Annotated in this window: 12 protein-coding genes; 9 read left to right on the forward strand and 3 right to left on the reverse strand. The window is 69.8% G+C overall.

Annotation, left to right across the window (positions count from 1 at the left end; all coding sequences use genetic code 11):
* Positions 1-192: 192 nt before the first annotated feature.
* The gene (eccCa, locus tag ACZ4VW_RS32315) at positions 193-4,158 is read right to left on the reverse strand and encodes a type VII secretion protein EccCa (protein ID WP_467968678.1); all 3,966 of its coding nucleotides are present in this window, start codon (positions 4,156-4,158) and stop codon (positions 193-195) included.
* Between the two features lie 171 nt (positions 4,159-4,329).
* On the opposite strand from eccCa, the gene eccD reads away from it, so the two are divergent.
* The 6 genes from eccD (at position 4,330) to ACZ4VW_RS32345 (ending at position 11,398) form a co-directional block, all read left to right on the forward strand.
* Positions 4,330-5,805, forward strand: coding sequence for a type VII secretion integral membrane protein EccD (eccD, locus tag ACZ4VW_RS32320; protein ID WP_467968680.1), 1,476 nt, complete (start codon positions 4,330-4,332; stop codon positions 5,803-5,805).
* A 192-nt stretch (positions 5,806-5,997) separates the two neighbouring features.
* Positions 5,998-6,288 carry a 30S ribosomal protein S15 gene (rpsO, locus tag ACZ4VW_RS32325; protein ID WP_467968683.1) on the forward strand — a complete coding sequence of 97 codons (291 nt, stop codon included), beginning with the start codon at positions 5,998-6,000 and terminating at the stop codon, positions 6,286-6,288.
* A gap of 280 nt (positions 6,289-6,568) precedes the next feature.
* Entirely contained in the window at positions 6,569-8,794 is a 2,226-nt protein-coding gene (locus tag ACZ4VW_RS32330) for a polyribonucleotide nucleotidyltransferase (RefSeq protein ID WP_467968685.1), read from the forward strand.
* On the forward strand, positions 8,791-10,170 hold the full coding sequence (locus ACZ4VW_RS32335) for a M16 family metallopeptidase (protein ID WP_467968686.1): 1,380 nt from the start codon (positions 8,791-8,793) through the stop codon (positions 10,168-10,170). Before ACZ4VW_RS32330 ends, ACZ4VW_RS32335 begins: the two co-directional genes overlap by 4 nt.
* A gap of 17 nt (positions 10,171-10,187) precedes the next feature.
* Positions 10,188-10,940 (forward strand): 4-hydroxy-tetrahydrodipicolinate reductase, encoded by a 753-nt coding sequence (gene dapB, locus ACZ4VW_RS32340; RefSeq protein WP_467968688.1) that lies wholly within the window; start codon positions 10,188-10,190, stop codon positions 10,938-10,940.
* Positions 10,941-10,945: 5 nt separating this feature from the next.
* Positions 10,946-11,398, forward strand: coding sequence for a hypothetical protein (locus ACZ4VW_RS32345; RefSeq protein ID WP_467968690.1), 453 nt, complete (start codon positions 10,946-10,948; stop codon positions 11,396-11,398).
* 30 nt (positions 11,399-11,428) lie between these two features.
* Here the strand turns inward: ACZ4VW_RS32345 and ACZ4VW_RS32350 are convergent, their stop codons facing one another.
* Complete coding sequence (locus tag ACZ4VW_RS32350) at positions 11,429-11,983, reverse strand: hypothetical protein (protein WP_467968692.1); 555 nt, start codon at positions 11,981-11,983, stop codon at positions 11,429-11,431.
* A 95-nt stretch (positions 11,984-12,078) separates the two neighbouring features.
* Positions 12,079-12,318 carry a hypothetical protein gene (locus ACZ4VW_RS32355; protein ID WP_467968694.1) on the reverse strand — a complete coding sequence of 80 codons (240 nt, stop codon included), beginning with the start codon at positions 12,316-12,318 and terminating at the stop codon, positions 12,079-12,081.
* Positions 12,319-12,506: 188 nt separating this feature from the next.
* Here ACZ4VW_RS32355 and thyX point away from each other — a divergent pair, with 188 nt between their 5' ends.
* From thyX to ACZ4VW_RS32370, 3 genes are all read left to right on the forward strand, one after another.
* On the forward strand, positions 12,507-13,247 hold the full coding sequence (gene thyX / locus ACZ4VW_RS32360; RefSeq protein WP_467968696.1) for an FAD-dependent thymidylate synthase: 741 nt from the start codon (positions 12,507-12,509) through the stop codon (positions 13,245-13,247).
* A gap of 178 nt (positions 13,248-13,425) precedes the next feature.
* On the forward strand, positions 13,426-14,325 hold the full coding sequence (dapA, locus tag ACZ4VW_RS32365) for a 4-hydroxy-tetrahydrodipicolinate synthase (protein WP_467968698.1): 900 nt from the start codon (positions 13,426-13,428) through the stop codon (positions 14,323-14,325).
* Between the two features lie 153 nt (positions 14,326-14,478).
* Positions 14,479-16,164, forward strand: coding sequence for a ribonuclease J (locus tag ACZ4VW_RS32370; RefSeq protein ID WP_467968700.1), 1,686 nt, complete (start codon positions 14,479-14,481; stop codon positions 16,162-16,164).
* Positions 16,165-16,482: the final 318 nt, after the last annotated feature.

A 16,482-nucleotide genomic window follows, 5' to 3' on the forward strand; every position in this document is an offset into this window, starting at 1 on the left:
CTTTGTTGTAGATTGGTATAGGCTTGTAAACCAACAGTTCGTGAACCCAAACGGGTAAGAGAGGGGTTGTCCTTACTGACTAGGGGAAGAGGGGGGGGGGGGGGGGGGGGGGTTGTGTCGGGGTTGGGGGGGGGGGGGGGGGGGGGGGGGGGGGGGCGCCCCCCCCCCCCCCCCCCCCCCCCCCCGCCGCTCTCACGGCCGCTCGTGACTTTCCGGCAACCAGCCCAGCTGCACCAGCGGTGTGCCCCGCTTACGGGACACGAACGTGCCCCGTCCCGGCGGCATCGGCCGCGCGCGGACGTTGCCGAGGATGTCGCCCTCGCCCGGATCGCCGGAGAGGATGACGCCCTGGGCGCCCAGCTCCTTGGCGCGCTGCATGAAGGGCTCGTACATCGCCCTCGACGCACCCGCCGCGCTGCGCGCGACGATGAAGCGGATGCCCACGTCCCGCGCGAAGGGCAGGTTCTCCACCAGCACCTGCAGCGGGTTGCCCGAGTTCGTCGCCACCAGCTCGAAGTCGTCCACCAGGACGTACAGCTGCGGACCCGTCCACCAGCTGCGGTCCCGCAGCTGCTGCGGGGTGATGTCGGGCTTCGGCGCCCGCTTCGTCATCACCGTGTTGATCGCGTCCATGTGCATCTGCATGGCCGACGCCATCGGCGCGTACTCCAGCAGGTGCGAGGGCGCGACCGCCTCCAGCATCGTGCGCCGGTAGTCACCCACCACGATTCGCGCCTGGTCCGGGGTGTACCGCTCGCACAGCTGCTTGGCGATCAGCCGCAGCAGCCCCGTCTTGCCGGACTCGCTCTCGCCGAAGATCAGGAAGAACGGGTCCGTCTCGAAGTCGACGAACACCGGCTCCAGGTTCGTCTCGTCGATGCCGATCGCGATGCCGTGCTGCGGGTACTCGAAGCCCTTCGGCAGCTGCTCCGCCGGCAGCCTGCGCGGCAGCAACCGCACCGCCGGAGCGGGCGCGCCCGCCCAGTTGCTCTTCACGGCCTGCACGAACGCGGCCGTGCCCTCGGAGAGGTCCACCGCCGAACTCGACCCGTCGATCCGCGGCAGCGCGCCCATGAAGTGCAGCTTCTCGGGCACCTGACCGCGACCGGGCACACCCGGCGGCACGTTCGCCGCGACCTTCCGGTCGAACTCCGAGTCCATGACGTCGCCGAGCCGCAGCTCCAGACGCCCCAGCATCTGGTCCTTCAGCGCCGCCCGCACCTCCATGTACCGGGCCGCGGTGATGACCACGTGGATGCCGTAGCCCAGGCCGCGCGCCGCGATGTCCGAGACGACCTGCTCGAGACCGTCGTACTCGTTGCGGAAACCGCCCCAGCCGTCGATGACCAGGAAGACGTCACCCCATGCCTCGCCCGGCAGCTCGCCCGCCGCGCGCTTGCGCCGGTAGGTGGCGATCGAGTCGATGGCGTTCGCGCGGAAGAACTCCTCGCGCCGGTTCAGTACGCCGAGCACCTCGGCGACCGTCCGCCGCACCCGCTCCGGGTCCAGCCGGGACGCGACCCCGCCGACATGCGGCAGGTCCGCCAGCGACACCATGCCGCCACCACCGAAGTCCAGTGCGTAGAACTGCACTTCGGCCGGTGTGTGGGTCAGCGCGAACGACGAGATCAGCGTCCGCATCAGCGTCGACTTGCCGGACTGCGGGCCGCCTACCACCATCATGTGGCCCGCCGCGCCCGAGAAGTCGCGGTACAGCACCTCGCGCCGCTGCTCGAACGGCTTGTCGATCAGGCCGAGCGGGACCGTCAGACCGCCGGGGCGGGTGTACTCCGTCGCCGTCAGACCGCGGTCCGCGGTCGGCGCGAGCCCCGGCAGCAGCTGGTCGAGCGAGGGCGCCTGGTCCAGCGGCGGCAGCCACACCTGGTGGGCGGGCACGCCCTGCCCCTCCAGCCGCCGCACGATCACGTCGAGGACGGTGTCCGCGAGCGCGTCGTCCTCCTCCTCGCGCTGCGCCGTCAGGTACGCCGGGTCGGGCGCCGCGTAGACCACCGGAACCGGCGTGGCCGTGAAGAGCGCCGGACGCCGCTCGATCGGCATCTGCCCGGCCGTCAGCCGCGGCCCGCCCGTCCGGTACGTACCGGAGACGTACGCCGCCTTGAACCGCGTCATCTCGTCCGTACCGAACTTCAGATATCCCGAACCCGGCACCGACGGCAGGTGGTACGCGTCCGGCACGCCGATCGCCGTGCGCGACTCGGCCGCGGAGAACGTCCGCAGACCGATCCGGTACGACAGGTACGTGTCCAGGCCGCGGAGCTTGCCCTCCTCCAGACGCTGCGAGGCGAGCAGCAGATGCACACCCAGCGAGCGGCCGATGCGGCCGATCTGGATGAACATGTCGATGAAGTCCGGCTTGGCGGTGAGGAGTTCGGAGAACTCGTCGATGACAAGGACCAGCGAGGCCAGCGGCTCCAGCGGCGCACCGGCCGCCCGCGCCTTCTCGTAGTCGTGGATGTTGGCGTAGTTGCCGGCCGAACGCAGCAGCTCCTGACGGCGCTGCAGCTCACCGCGGATCGCGTCACCCATGCGGTCGACGAGCGTGAGGTCGTCGGCGAGGTTGGTGATCACGGCCGCGACGTGCGGCATCTGGGACATGCCCGCGAAGGTCGCGCCACCCTTGAAGTCCGCGAGGACGAAGTTCAGCGTCTCCGAGGAGTGCGTCACCGCCAGACCCAGCACGAGGGTGCGCAGCAGCTCCGACTTTCCGGAACCGGTCGCGCCCACGCACAGTCCGTGCGGGCCCATCCCCTCCTGCGCCGCCTCCTTCAGGTCCAGCATGACCGGCTGGCCGTCCTCGCCGACACCGATCGGCACCCGCAGCCGCTCGGCCACCGACCGCGGCCGCCAGGTCCGCGCCACGTCCACCGACGCGGCGTCGCCCAGGTTCAGCAGATCCGTGAAGTCCAGGTTGGCGAGCAGCGGTTCGTCGTCGTCCCCGCCGCCCGTCCGGAGCGGCGCGAGCTGCCGCGCCAGCGCCTCGGCGGCCGGCAGCGAGATCCCGTCCGGCACCCCCTCGTACGCGAAACCGCCGCCCGACTCCAGACGCAGCCGCCCCGGCCGTACGACCACGGACAGACCGCCGCGCGGCTCGTCCAGTTCACCGGAGACCACCTCGACGATGGTCACGCCCTGAAGACCCTCCGGCGCCGCGAACAGCGAGTCCGGCGGCACCATCCCGCCGTCCAGCACGACCACCACGTGCGGCTGGTCCAGGACCGGCTGGTTCTCCCGGCTGAACCGCGGCCGGCCGTCGAGCCGCGAGCGGATCATCGACTCCAGCTCACCGAGGTCGTCGCCGAACAGCCGCTTCGTGCCCGCCCCGTCGACCTGACCCGCCACCTGCGTGTGCGGCAGCCACTTCGTCCAGTCCCAGCGCTCCTGCGCGCCCCGGGCCGCGACCACGGCCAGCATCAGATCCTCGGGGGAGTGCAGCGTCACCAGCTGCGAGATCAGCCCCCGGGCCGCGGCGTGCGCCGCCTCCGGCTCCCCGGAGACCGTCACGTGGTAGAAGGCGCGCATCGAGACCGCCATCGGCAGTCCGTCCAACGACCCGTGCACGGCCAGGAACTGCTGCATCGCACCCGCGCACAGCGGCTCCAGCTCGTCCACCGGCGCCGTGTCCGGCGCGACCAGGGGCGTCGCCAACTGCTGGGCGCCCAGGCCGATCCGCACGTGCCCGAAGTCCTTGTCGCCGACCCGGCGTTCCCACACCCGCGAGCCCTCGGCCACCACCGACCACAACTGCTCGGGGGAGGGGTGCAGATACAACTGCGCGTCCCGCTGCTTGCGCGCGGTGCGCCGGACCGTACGCCGGGTCTGCGCGAGGTATTTGAGATAGTCGCGCCGGACATCGGCAATTTGCCCCTGCGTACCCTTCCGGAACCGCACGAGCTGCGCGATGACCATCGCGACCGTCGAGACGAGCATCAGGATGCCCATGATGCGCATGAACGGATGCGCCCCAGGCATGAAGAAGAACACCACCGACGAACCCATGCCGAGCATCGGCAGGAGCTGCATCAGCATGCCCTCCTGCTGACCCCGCGGCAGCTCCGGCGGGGACTCCAGGACCAGTTCCTCACTGGGCACTTCCGGAGGAAGGGACCTCGGCGGGCGTTTGACGACGATCTGGCTCACCGGCGCATCAATCCCTCGTTACGGGCCGACTTCGTGCGGGAGTTCCGCACCGGCGCCCCCGTCGGCGACGGCCTCCCCCAGGACCGTGATCCTACGTGCAGCGACCGACACCCGTCCCCGGTAGGGTGGCGCGCGCACTGTGCGCAACCGCGAATCAGGGGGTCCAGACACGTGAGTACGACCGCAGCGACAGGCTTCTGCCGCGTCACCGTGGTGGCGCCGGACAGCCGTATCGACGTCGCCCTCCCGGAGGACATCGCCGTCGCCGACGTCTATCCGGAGATCCTGCGGCTCACCGGCCAGACCCAGTCCGCCGGCACCCCGACCGGCTACCACCTGGTCCGGCGCGACGGCTCGGTCCTCGACGGCGCGCGCACGCTCGCCGCCCAGCAGGTCCTCGACGGCGAGGTCCTCTCGCTGCGCCCGTTCGCGCAGTCGCTGCCGCCCGCCGTCTTCGACGACGTCTCCGACGCCGTCGCCTCGGCCGTCACCCGCGACCGGCACCTGTGGAGCGACGACCTGCTGCGCGGCGCCGGACTCGTCGGCGGCGTGCTCCTGCTCGTCCTCATGGGCTTCGTGCTCTGGTTCGCCGACCCCCTGCGCCACGACATGCACAGCCTCCCCGGCATCATCGCCGGCGCCGCGGGCGTCCTGCTGACCGCCTTCGCCGGCGTGCGGGCCCGCGTGTACGGAGACCGGGCCACCGCCGTCGCCCTCGGCCTCGGCGCCCTCCCGCTCCTGCTCATCGCCGGCTCGGGCATCGTCGGACCCGACGCCGGCCACGGCCCCGGGCGACTGCAGTTCCTGCTCGGCTGTGTGACCGTCCTGGTCGCCTCCGTCGCCCTGGTGGCCCTCACCCCCAGCGGTGACGCCCCCTTCGTCGCCGCGACCTTCCTGGCGGCCGTCGGCACGCTCGCCACCTTCCTGGCGATCCTCAGCGAGTCCTCCGCCACCGAGACCGCCGCCGTCTGCGCCCCCGTCGCCGTCGGCCTGGTCGCCTTCCTGCCCGGCCTCTCCGCCCGCTTCGCCCGGCTGCCCATCGGCTACGCCTCCCCGCGCAGCGCCGCCGACGACGAGTTCCACGCCGACCCCAACCAGACCCCCGACGAGCCGCAGCCCGTCGACGGCGAGCGCATCGCCCTCCAGGCCCGGCGCGGTCACGAGATGCTCCTCGGCCTCGTCGGCGGCTGCGCCGCCGTCGTCGTCGGCTCGGCCGCGGTCCTCGGCTTCGCCGGAAACGTCTGGGGCCAGCTCCTCGCCCTCGCCTCCGGCCTCGCGATGCTGCTGCGCGCCCGGCTCTTCCGCTACACCTCGCAGGTCGCCTGCGTCCTGGTCGCGGGCATCGCCGCGATCGCCCTGCTGATCCTCGGCCTCTCCCTGAACCCGCCGGCCGACCTCGTCAAGGACCTGCTGATCTACGGGGACCGCGGCGGCCTGGACATCCGTACGATCTGGCTCACCGCGGCCGTCGCCGCCGGCGCCGCCCTGGTCACCGCCATCGGCCTGATCATCCCGAGGAAGGGCCTCTCGCCCTTCTGGGGCCGCCTGCTCGACCTGACCGAGGGCTTCGTCCTGCTCTCCCTCGTCCCGCTCTGCCTCGCCGTCCTGGACGTCTTCATGGCGGCCCGCTCCCTCACCAGCAAGTAACAGGCGCTCCGCCGGGCTGGTACGCTGTGTGACGGCCGTTTGTGTACGCGCTCCCGGAAGCATCGGGATCCCCAGGATCCCCCGAGATCTGGGAGCTGCGCTCATCGGACCTTCGCCTCCGAGTCACGGAAGCTCCCCTGAGAACCAGACCAGGGGCACTCGTGGGCGCACGAACACCAAGAGGAGTACCGAGTGTCTCTCGACGCCGCTACGAAGAAGCAGATTTTCGCCGAGTTCGGCACCAAGGAGGGCGACACCGGCTCCCCCGAGGTCCAGGTCGCGATGCTCTCCCGCCGCATCTCGGACCTGACCGAGCACCTCAAGCAGCACAAGCACGACCACCACTCCCGTCGTGGTCTGCTGATCCTGGTCGGCCAGCGTCGCCGCCTGCTGCAGTACCTGGCCAAGAAGGACATCCAGCGCTTCCGTACCCTGGTCGACCGCCTCGGCATCCGCCGCGGTGCGGCCGGCGGTGCCAAGTAAGACGCCGTGAAGGGAGCGGTTCCCACTTTTAGGGGGCCGCTCCCTTTGCTGTACGTGCGCGATGTGCCGACCGGCACTTAGTCTGGACGCACAACGCCACATTTCCACGAGCGAGAAGCCACCGGCAGGCCGCCGGTCCTCGGTAGTGGCCCCCGGACCACTGACCCCGGGTGCTTCGATCGAAGACCGGCCCGCACCCGAAGGTGCGCTTCTCCTCCACCACCGTCCCCGGCCACACGGGCCGACGGACGAAAAGACGAACACGTAGGAGAAACCCATAGTGGAGAACGAGACCCACTACGCCGAGGCCGTCATCGACAACGGCGCCTTCGGCACCCGCACCATCCGCTTCGAGACGGGCCGCCTGGCCAAGCAGGCCGCCGGCTCCGCCGTCGCGTACCTGGACGACGACACGATGGTCCTCTCGGCCACCACCGCGTCGAAGAAGCCCAAGGACCAGCTCGACTTCTTCCCCCTCACGGTGGACGTCGAGGAGCGGATGTACGCGGCCGGCAAGATCCCCGGCTCCTTCTTCCGCCGGGAGGGCCGCCCCTCCGAGGACGCGATCCTCACCTGCCGCCTGATCGACCGGCCGCTGCGCCCCTCCTTCAAGAAGGGCCTGCGCAACGAGATCCAGATCGTCGAGACGATCATGGCGCTCAACCCGGACCACCTCTACGACGTGGTCGCGATCAACGCCGCCTCCTGCTCCACGCAGCTGGCCGGCCTGCCCTTCTCCGGCCCGATCGGCGGCACCCGTGTCGCCCTGATCAAGGGCCAGTGGGTCGCGTTCCCGACGCACACCGAGCTCGAGGACGCCGTCTTCGACATGGTCGTCGCCGGTCGCGTCCTGGAGGACGGCGACGTCGCGATCATGATGGTCGAGGCCGAGGCCACCGAGAAGACGATCGAGCTCGTCAAGGGCGGCGCCGAGGCGCCGACCGAGGAGATCGTCGCCGCCGGTCTCGAGGCCGCGAAGCCCTTCATCAAGGTCCTCTGCAAGGCCCAGTCGGACCTCGCTGCCAAGGCCGCCAAGCCGGTCGGCGAGTTCCCGGTCTTCCTCGACTACCAGGACGACGTCCTGGAGGCGCTCACCGCCGCCGTGAAGAGCGAGCTCGCCCAGGCGCTCACCATCGCCGGCAAGCAGGAGCGCGAGACCGAGCTCGACCGCATCAAGGAGCTCGCCGCCGAGAAGCTCCTCCCGGCCTTCGAAGGCCGCGAGAAGGAGATCTCGGGCGCCTACCGCGCGCTGACCAAGAAGCTGGTCCGCGAGCGGATCATCAAGGACAAGGTCCGCATCGACGGCCGCGGCATCACGGACATCCGTACGCTCGCCGCCGAGGTCGAGGCCATCCCGCGCGTGCACGGCTCGGCGCTGTTCGAGCGTGGCGAGACCCAGATCCTGGGCGTCACCACCCTCAACATGCTCCGCATGGAGCAGCAGCTGGACACCCTCTCCCCGGTGACCCGCAAGCGCTACATGCACAACTACAACTTCCCGCCGTACTCCGTCGGTGAGACCGGCCGCGTGGGCTCGCCCAAGCGCCGCGAGATCGGCCACGGCGCGCTCGCCGAGCGCGCCATCGTGCCGGTGCTGCCGACGCGCGAGGAGTTCCCGTACGCGATCCGTCAGGTGTCCGAGGCCCTCGGCTCCAACGGCTCGACGTCCATGGGCTCGGTCTGCGCCTCCACCATGTCGCTGCTGAACGCCGGTGTGCCGCTCAAGGCCCCCGTCGCCGGTATCGCCATGGGTCTGATCTCCGAGGAGATCGACGGCAAGACCCACTACGTCGCCCTCACCGACATCCTCGGTGCCGAGGACGCGTTCGGCGACATGGACTTCAAGGTCGCCGGTACGAAGACCTTCGTCACCGCGCTCCAGCTCGACACCAAGCTCGACGGCATCCCCGCCTCGGTCCTGGCCGCCGCGCTGAAGCAGGCCCGTGACGCGCGTCTGCACATCCTCGACGTGATGAACGAGGCGATCGACGTTCCGGACGAGATGTCCCCGAACGCGCCGCGCATCATCACCGTCAAGATCCCGGTGGACAAGATCGGTGAGGTCATCGGCCCCAAGGGCAAGATGATCAACCAGATCCAGGAGGACACCGGCGCCGACATCACGATCGAGGACGACGGCACCATCTACATCGGTGCCGCCCAGGGCTCGCAGGCCGAGGCCGCCCGCGCCACGATCAACGGCATCGCCAACCCGACCATGCCGGAGGTCGGCGAGCGCTACCTGGGTACGGTCGTCAAGACCACCACCTTCGGTGCCTTCGTCTCCCTGATGCCCGGCAAGGACGGTCTGCTGCACATCTCGCAGATCCGCAAGCTCGCCGGTGGCAAGCGCGTGGAGAACGTCGAGGACGTGCTCGCGGTCGGCTCCAAGGTCCAGGTCGAGATCGCCGAGATCGACCAGCGCGGCAAGCTCTCCCTCGTCCCCGTCATGGCGGACGACGAGAACACCGCCGCTGCGGATGACAAGGACGACACCGACCAGTGACGTCCCGTAGTTCCGCGACGACGGCCCGCCCCTCTTCGGAGGGGCGGGCCGTCGCCCGTACCCAAACGCTTCTCCCGGGCAAGGACGGCATCGGCACGGTCCGCCGCACCACCCTCCCCGGCGGCCTGCGCATCGTCACCGAGACCCTGCCCTCCGTACGCTCCGCCACCTTCGGCATCTGGGCGCACGTCGGATCCCGCGACGAGACGCCCACCCTCAACGGGGCCACGCACTACCTGGAACACCTCCTCTTCAAGGGCACGAAGAAGCGCAGCGCCCTCGACATCTCCGCCGCGCTCGACGCGGTCGGCGGCGAGATGAACGCCTTCACGGCGAAGGAGTACACCTGCTACTACGCCCGGGTCCTCGACACCGACCTGCCCCTGGCGATCGACGTCGTCTGCGACATGCTGACCGGCTCGCTGATCCTCCAGGAGGACGTGGACGCCGAGCGCGGCGTCATCCTCGAAGAGATCGCGATGACCGAGGACGACCCGGGCGACGTCGTGCACGACCTGTTCGCGCAGACCATGTTCGGCGACACCCCGCTCGGCCGGCCCGTGCTCGGCACCGTCGACACGATCAACGCCCTCGACCGCGGCCGGATCGCCCGCTTCTACAAGAAGCACTACGACCCGACCCACCTGGTCGTCGCCGCGGCGGGCAACATCGACCACGCCACGGTCGTACGCCAGGTCCGCCGCGCCTTCGAGAAGGCCGGCGCCCTCGGCCGTACCGACGCGACGCCGATCGGCCCCCGCGCCGGACACCGCACCATCCGCACCGCGGGCCGCGTCGAGGTCCTGGGACGCAAGACCGAGCAGGCCCACGTCGTCCTCGGCATGCCCGGCCTGGCCCGCACCGACGAACGCCGCTGGGCGCTCGGCGTGCTGAACACGGCCCTCGGCGGCGGTATGTCCTCGCGCCTCTTCCAGGAGGTCCGCGAGAAGCGCGGCCTCGCCTACAGCGTGTACTCGTACACCTCGGGCTTCGCCGACTGCGGCCTCTTCGGCGTGTACGCGGGCTGCCGCCCCAGCCAGGTCCACGACGTGCTGAAGATCTGCCGCGACGAGCTCGACAAGGTCGCCTCCGACGGACTGTCCGACGACGAGATCGCCCGTGCCGTCGGCCAGCTCTCCGGCTCGACCGTCCTCGGCCTGGAGGACACCGGCGCGCTGATGAACCGCATCGGCAAGAGCGAGCTCTGCTGGGGCTCGCAGATGTCGGTCGACGACATGCTGGCCGCGATCGCGGCGGTCACCCCGGACGAGGTCCGCGAGGTCGCCCGTGATGTGCTCGGGCAGCGCCCCTCGCTGTCCGTCATAGGGCCGCTGAAGGACAAGCAGGCGGCACGCCTGCACGAATCCGTCTCCTAGAGAGAGTGCACAGAGCAATGAGCAAGCTGCGCGTGGCGGTCCTCGGAGCCCAGGGCCGTATCGGCTCCGAGGCGGTACGGGCCGTCGAGGCCGCCGAGGACATGGAACTGGTCGCGGCCCTCGGCCGCGGCGACAAGCTGGAGACGCTCGCCGAGGCGGGCGCCCAGGTCGCGGTCGAGCTGACCACCCCGGCCTCCGTGATGGACAACCTCGACTACTGCGTACGCCACGGCATCCACGCGGTCGTCGGCACCACCGGCTGGACCGAGGAGCGCCTCGCGCGGCTGAACACCTGGCTCGCCGCCTCCCCGGAGACCGGCGTCCTGATCGCCCCGAACTTCTCCATCGGCGCGGTGCTCACCATGAAGTTCGCCCAGATCGCGGCCCCGTACTTCGAGTCCGTCGAGGTCGTCGAGCTGCACCACCCGAACAAGGTGGACGCCCCCAGCGGCACCGCCACCCGCACCGCCCAGCTGATCGCCGCGGCGCGCGCCGAGGCCGGCCTCGGCGCTCAGCCGGACGCGACGGCGACCGCCCTGGACGGGGCGCGCGGCGCGGACGTCGACGGCGTCCCGGTGCACGCCGTACGCCTGCGGGGCCTGCTGGCCCACCAGGAGGTCCTGCTCGGTGGCGAGGGCGAGACCCTGACCGTCCGTCACGACTCGCTGCACCACTCCAGCTTCATGCCGGGCATCCTCCTGGGCGCCCGCCGGGTGGTCACGACTCCGGGCCTCACCTTCGGCCTCGAGCACTTCCTGGACCTGGGCTGACGGCCATGGGCGGAAAGATCACGTACGTCTTCCTCGCCACCGTGCTGGTGCTCGTCTTCGGCGTGGTGGCGATGGAGGGCGTCCTGCTCCTGCTGACCGGCGAACCGGCCGCCATGGGCATGGGCGCGGTCGCGTTTCTGCTGCCCTGCGTGGGTGGCTGGTTCCTCTGGAAGAACACCGCCTTCGCGCGGAACGCGCAGCGGCTCGCCCGCGAGCTGGAGGCCGAGGGCGGCCTGCCCGTGGACGAGCTGAAGCGCACGGCCGGCGGCCGCATCGACCGGGACTCGGCCGACGAGGTCTTCGCGCGGCGGCGAGCCGAGACCGAGGACTCCCCGGACGACTGGCGCTGCTGGTTCCGGCTCGCGGTCGCCTATCACGACGCCCGCGACACCCCGCGCGCCCGCAAGGCGATGCAGCGCGCGATCGCCCTCCACGAGGGCCGGACGGTCAACGCCTAGCGGTCGAGCCCAGCGGGCGAAGTGCCGTGCTCAGCGCGGGGCGTGGGCGCCGTACTCGGCGTTCCACGCCTCGATCGTGTCGGCCGCGCGGTCGAACGCCTCGACGCGGGAGAGGAAGTCGGCGTTGTGGTCGGTGAGCAGAGCGATCTGCTCATCACCCTGCCGTACGAGAAGCAGCGCCTGGCCCTGCACGGTACGGGGCAGGCCCAGCCACCGCACGGGCTGCTGCACCGTGCGCAGCTCCGTCACGCGCGGCCAGGCGACCGTGGCCGTGGAGAAGAAGCCGACACGGCGCACACCGTGACGGCTCACCCATGTGCCCACCCTCAACGCCCGCAGCGCACCGGCGATGAGGACCCCGGCGAGCCCGAAGGTCGCGAGGGAACCGCCCGCCGCGCCCGCCGCCGCGATGATCACGGCGGCGAAGAGCACGAACGAGGCGAGCAGCAGCGCGAGCGCCGCGGCCCCGACCCGCCAGGGTCCGGGCCGGTAGGGCCGACGCCACTGATCGTGGTCGTCGAACGGCAGCGCGACGTCGTCGTTCGCGTCAAAAGCGCGGTCGGCCGTCAGAAAGGGCAGGGGCACGACTGATCCTCACTCACAAGCACGCTCGAAGGGGCTGTGCCCGGTGAGGCTACCCAGGTGGTCTCGACCAGGGCCACCCCAGGGGGCCGAACTGCTCAGCGGCTGACGGAAGCCTCGGAGTGCTGCCGGTGGCCCTCGGCCGCACCGGACTGCATGGACGGCATTCCGAAGAGCAGCGAGCCGACGAGACCGGCCACGACGGTCAGCCCGACCAGCGTACGGCCCATCACCTCGGAGACACTGAGGCGCTCCCTGGGCGGCGGAGTGACGTTACTGCGGAAGCGGTCGGCATCGGCGACGAACGCGAACGGGACGGCTTCTCGCCGGGTGAACATGGAGCCACTCTCCTTGGATTGCGTGGTGTGCGGTGTCACAGGGACAGACGAGCGAAGTCGCCGTTCGGTGCCCGATTTCCCCGGATTGACGAAAGAAAGCCGCCCGGCTGGGTGCAGGTGCCGATGGCCGATCCAGCCCCCGTAAAGTGGGCGCCGCCCGAGCGACGCACTTTGGAAGGACCCCGCCGGTGACCGACACCCCCGCAGAAGACCTCAAGCCCAGTTTCCGCAGCGATGTGACCGTCGAGCTGGTGAAGCACAGCGCCGCCGACTCGGACGTGCTGTGGGCGGCCCGCGTCTCCACCGCGGGGGAGCAGTCGCTCGACGAGCTGCAGAAGGACCCCGAGCGGTCCAAGGGGCTCATCAACTACCTGATGCGGGACCGGCACGGCAGCCCCTTCGAGCACAACTCGATGACCTTCTTCATCAGCGCCCCGATCTTCGTCTTCCGCGAGTTCATGCGTCACCGCGTCGGTTGGTCGTACAACGAGGAGTCGGGCCGCTACAGGGAGCTGGAGCCGGTCTTCTACGTCCCTGACGCCTCGCGGAAGCTGGTGCAGGAGGGCCGCCCGGGCAAGTACGTCTTCGTCGAGGGCACCGAGGCCCAGCAGGAACTGACCGGCCGCGTCATGGAGGATTCCTACGTTCAGGCGTACGCGGCGTACCAGGAGATGCTCGCCGCCGGCGTCGCCCGCGAGGTCGCCCGCGCGGTCCTGCCCGTCGGCCTCTTCTCCTCGATGTACGCCACCTGCAACGCGCGCTCGCTGATGCACTTCCTCGGCCTGCGCACCCAGCACGAGCTGGCCACGGTGCCGTCCTTCCCCCAGCGGGAGATCGAGATGGTCGGCGAGAAGATGGAAAAGCACTGGGCTCAGCTCATGCCGCTGACCTATGCCGCGTTCAACAAGAACGGCCGTGTGGCCCCATAAAGAACAGATGTACGGCCGCACCCCACGAAGTGTCCGTATTGCGGCGTTTCACGAAGTTCATCTAGGCTGATCAAACGGACCCGGCACTGCTTGAACCCCCGAGCAGGCAGTGCCGGGCTCCCTTTCTCACGTCCCCCTAGGGGGCGCCGGGCGCTGAGCAGCGAGTAGCGTGTTACCCATGGCTCCGATCTCCACTCCGCAGACCCCCTTCGGGAGGGTCCTCACCGCCATGGTCACGCCCTTCACGGCTGACGGCGCACTCGACCTCGACGGTGCCCAGCGACTCGCCGCCCATCTGGTGGACGCCGGCAACGACGGCCTCGTCGTCAACGGCACCACCGGCGAGTCCCCGACCACCAGCGACGCGGAGAAATCGGAGCTGGTACGAGCCGTACTGGACGCGGTCGGCGACCGCGCCCACGTCGTCGCCGGCATCGGCACCAACGACACCCACCACTCCATCGAGCTCGCCCGCACCGCCGAACGCGACGGCGCGCACGGCCTGCTCGCCGTCACCCCGTACTACAACAAGCCCCCGCAAGAGGGCCTGTACCGGCACTTCTCGGCCATCGCCGACGCCACCGAGCTTCCGGTGATGCTCTACGACATCCCCGGCCGCAGCGGCGTCCCGATCGACACCGAGACGATCGTCCGCCTCGCCGAGCACCCCAGGATCGTCGCCAACAAGGACGCCAAGGGTGACCTGGGGCGGGCCAGCTGGGCCATCGCCCGATCCGGTCTGGCCTGGTACTCCGGCGACGACATGCTCAACCTGCCGCTGCTCTCCGTGGGCGCCTGCGGTTTCGTCTCCGTCGTCGGCCACGTCGTGACCCCGGAGCTCCGTGCCCTCCTGGACGCCCACCTGAACGGCGAGGTCCAGAAGGCCACCGAGATCCACCAGCGGCTCCTGCCGATCTACACCGGCATGTTCCGCACCCAGGGCGTCATGACCACCAAGGCCGCCCTCGCCCTCCAGGGCCTCCCGGCGGGTCCCCTGCGCATGCCGCTCGTGGAGCTTTCCCCCCAGGAAACCGCCCAGCTCAAGCTCGATCTCGCCGCCGGCGGGGTAGAGATCTAGCAAAAGACTTCACAACTGAATATCGGATCTGCGGACGCGACGAGAGTTTCCGGCGTCCGACGAGATCCCCTGACACAGACAACAGCAAGTGCACGAATGTCATGCGCGCCACGTGCCCGAGCGGTACGTGGCGCGTGTGGTGAGGAGAGTCTTTTGAGTCATCCGCATCCTGAACTCGGCGCCCCGCCGAAGCTGCCGAAGGGCGGCCTGCGCGTCACCCCGCTCGGCGGGCTCGGTGAGATCGGCCGCAACATGACGGTCTTCGAGTTCGACGGCCGGCTGCTGATCGTCGACTGCGGCGTCCTCTTCCCCGAGGAGGAGCAGCCGGGCATCGACTTGATCCTGCCCGACTTCACCATCATCCGGGACCGCCTCGACCAGGTCGAAGGGATCGTGCTCACGCACGGTCACGAGGACCACATCGGCGCCGTCCCCTACCTGCTCCGGCTCAAGCCGGACATCCCGCTCATCGGCTCCAAGCTGACCCTCGCCCTGATCGAGGCCAAGCTGCAGGAGCACCGCATCCGCCCCTACACCCTCGAGGTGAAGGAGGGCGACCGGGAGAACCTGGGCGCCTTCGACTGCGAGTTCATCGCGGTCAACCACTCCATCCCCGACGCCCTGGCCGTCGCCATCCGCACCCCCGCGGGCATGGCCGTCGCCACCGGCGACTTCAAGATGGACCAGCTCCCGATGGACGGCCGGCTCACCGACCTCCACGCGTTCGCGCGGCTCAGCGAGGAGGGCATCGACCTCCTGCTGTCCGACTCGACGAACGCCGAGGTCCCCGGCTTCGTCCCGCCGGAGAAGGACATCTCCAACGTTCTGCGGAACGTGTTCGCGAACGCCCAGAAGCGGATCATCGTGGCGAGCTTCGCCAGCCACGTCCATCGCATCCAGCAGATCCTCGACGCGGCGCACGAGTACGGACGGCGGGTGGCCTTCGTCGGCCGTTCGATGGTCCGCAACATGGGCATCGCCCGTGACCTGGGCTACCTGAGGGTCCCGGCCGGCCTGGTCGTCGACGTCAAGACGCTCGACGACCTCCCGGACGACGAGGTCGTGCTGGTCTGTACGGGATCGCAGGGCGAGCCCATGGCGGCCCTGTCCCGGATGGCCAACCGCGACCACCAGATCCGGATCGTCCAGGGCGACACCGTGATCCTGGCGTCCTCGCTCATCCCGGGCAACGAGAACGCGGTCTACCGCGTGATCAACGGCCTGACCCGCTGGGGTGCCAACGTCATCCACAAGGGCAATGCCAAGGTCCACGTCTCGGGCCACGCCTCGGCCGGCGAGCTGCTGTACTTCTACAACATCTGCAAGCCGAAGAACCTGATGCCGGTCCACGGCGAATGGCGCCACCTGCGTGCCAACGCCGAGCTCGGCGCGCTGACCGGTGTTCCCAAGGACCACATCGTCATCGCCGAGGACGGCGTGGTCGTCGACCTGGTCGACGGCAAGGCCAGGATCGTCGGCAAGGTCCAGGCCGGTTACGTGTACGTCGACGGCCTCTCGGTCGGCGACGTCACCGAGGCATCCCTGAAGGACCGCCGCATTCTCGGCGACGAGGGCATCATCTCGGTCTTCCTGGTCGTGGACGCCTCGACCGGCAAGATCGTCAGCGGCCCGAACATCCATGCCCGGGGTTCCGGCATCGAGGACTCGGCGTTCGACGCCGTGATTCCGAAGGTGGAGCAGGCCCTCAACAAGTCGGCCCAGGACGGTGTGGTCGAACCCCATCAGCTGCAGCAGCTGATTCGCCGGACGGTCGGCAAGTGGGTCTCGGACACCTACCGCCGCCGCCCGATGATCCTCCCGGTCGTCGTGGAGGTCTGAGCAGCCGGCGCTGCCTGACCAGCGTCAACCCGGAGCGGGGCGCCTCGATTTGCATCGGGGCGCCCCGCTCCAGTACGTTTACGGCTCCGCCAGCAAGGGAAGCCCGGCACACTCGTGTGCCCGAACGGGTGACCGGAAGGGGCGGGGAATTCGACTCAGAAGTTCTGATAAAGTCGGATCAACGCCGGAAAGCAGATCGGGAAACCGAAGAAGCTGGAAAGCGCCGAGGAAATCGGATCGGAAAGATCTGATAGAGTCGGAAACGCAAGACCGAAGGGAAAAGCCCGGAGGAAAGCCCGAGAGGGTGAGTACGAAGGA

The organism is Streptomyces sp. NPDC029139 (assembly GCF_055564335.1).

Coding starts and splice junctions, on each gene's coding strand:
- dapB (WP_467968688.1), top strand. CDS start 10,188: ATGAGCAAGCTGCGCGTGGCGGTCCTCGGAGCCCAGGGCCGTATCGGC.
- ACZ4VW_RS32345 (WP_467968690.1), top strand. CDS start 10,946: ATGGGCGGAAAGATCACGTACGTCTTCCTCGCCACCGTGCTGGTGCTC.
- ACZ4VW_RS32355 (WP_467968694.1), bottom strand. CDS start 12,318: ATGTTCACCCGGCGAGAAGCCGTCCCGTTCGCGTTCGTCGCCGATGCC.
- dapA (WP_467968698.1), top strand. CDS start 13,426: ATGGCTCCGATCTCCACTCCGCAGACCCCCTTCGGGAGGGTCCTCACC.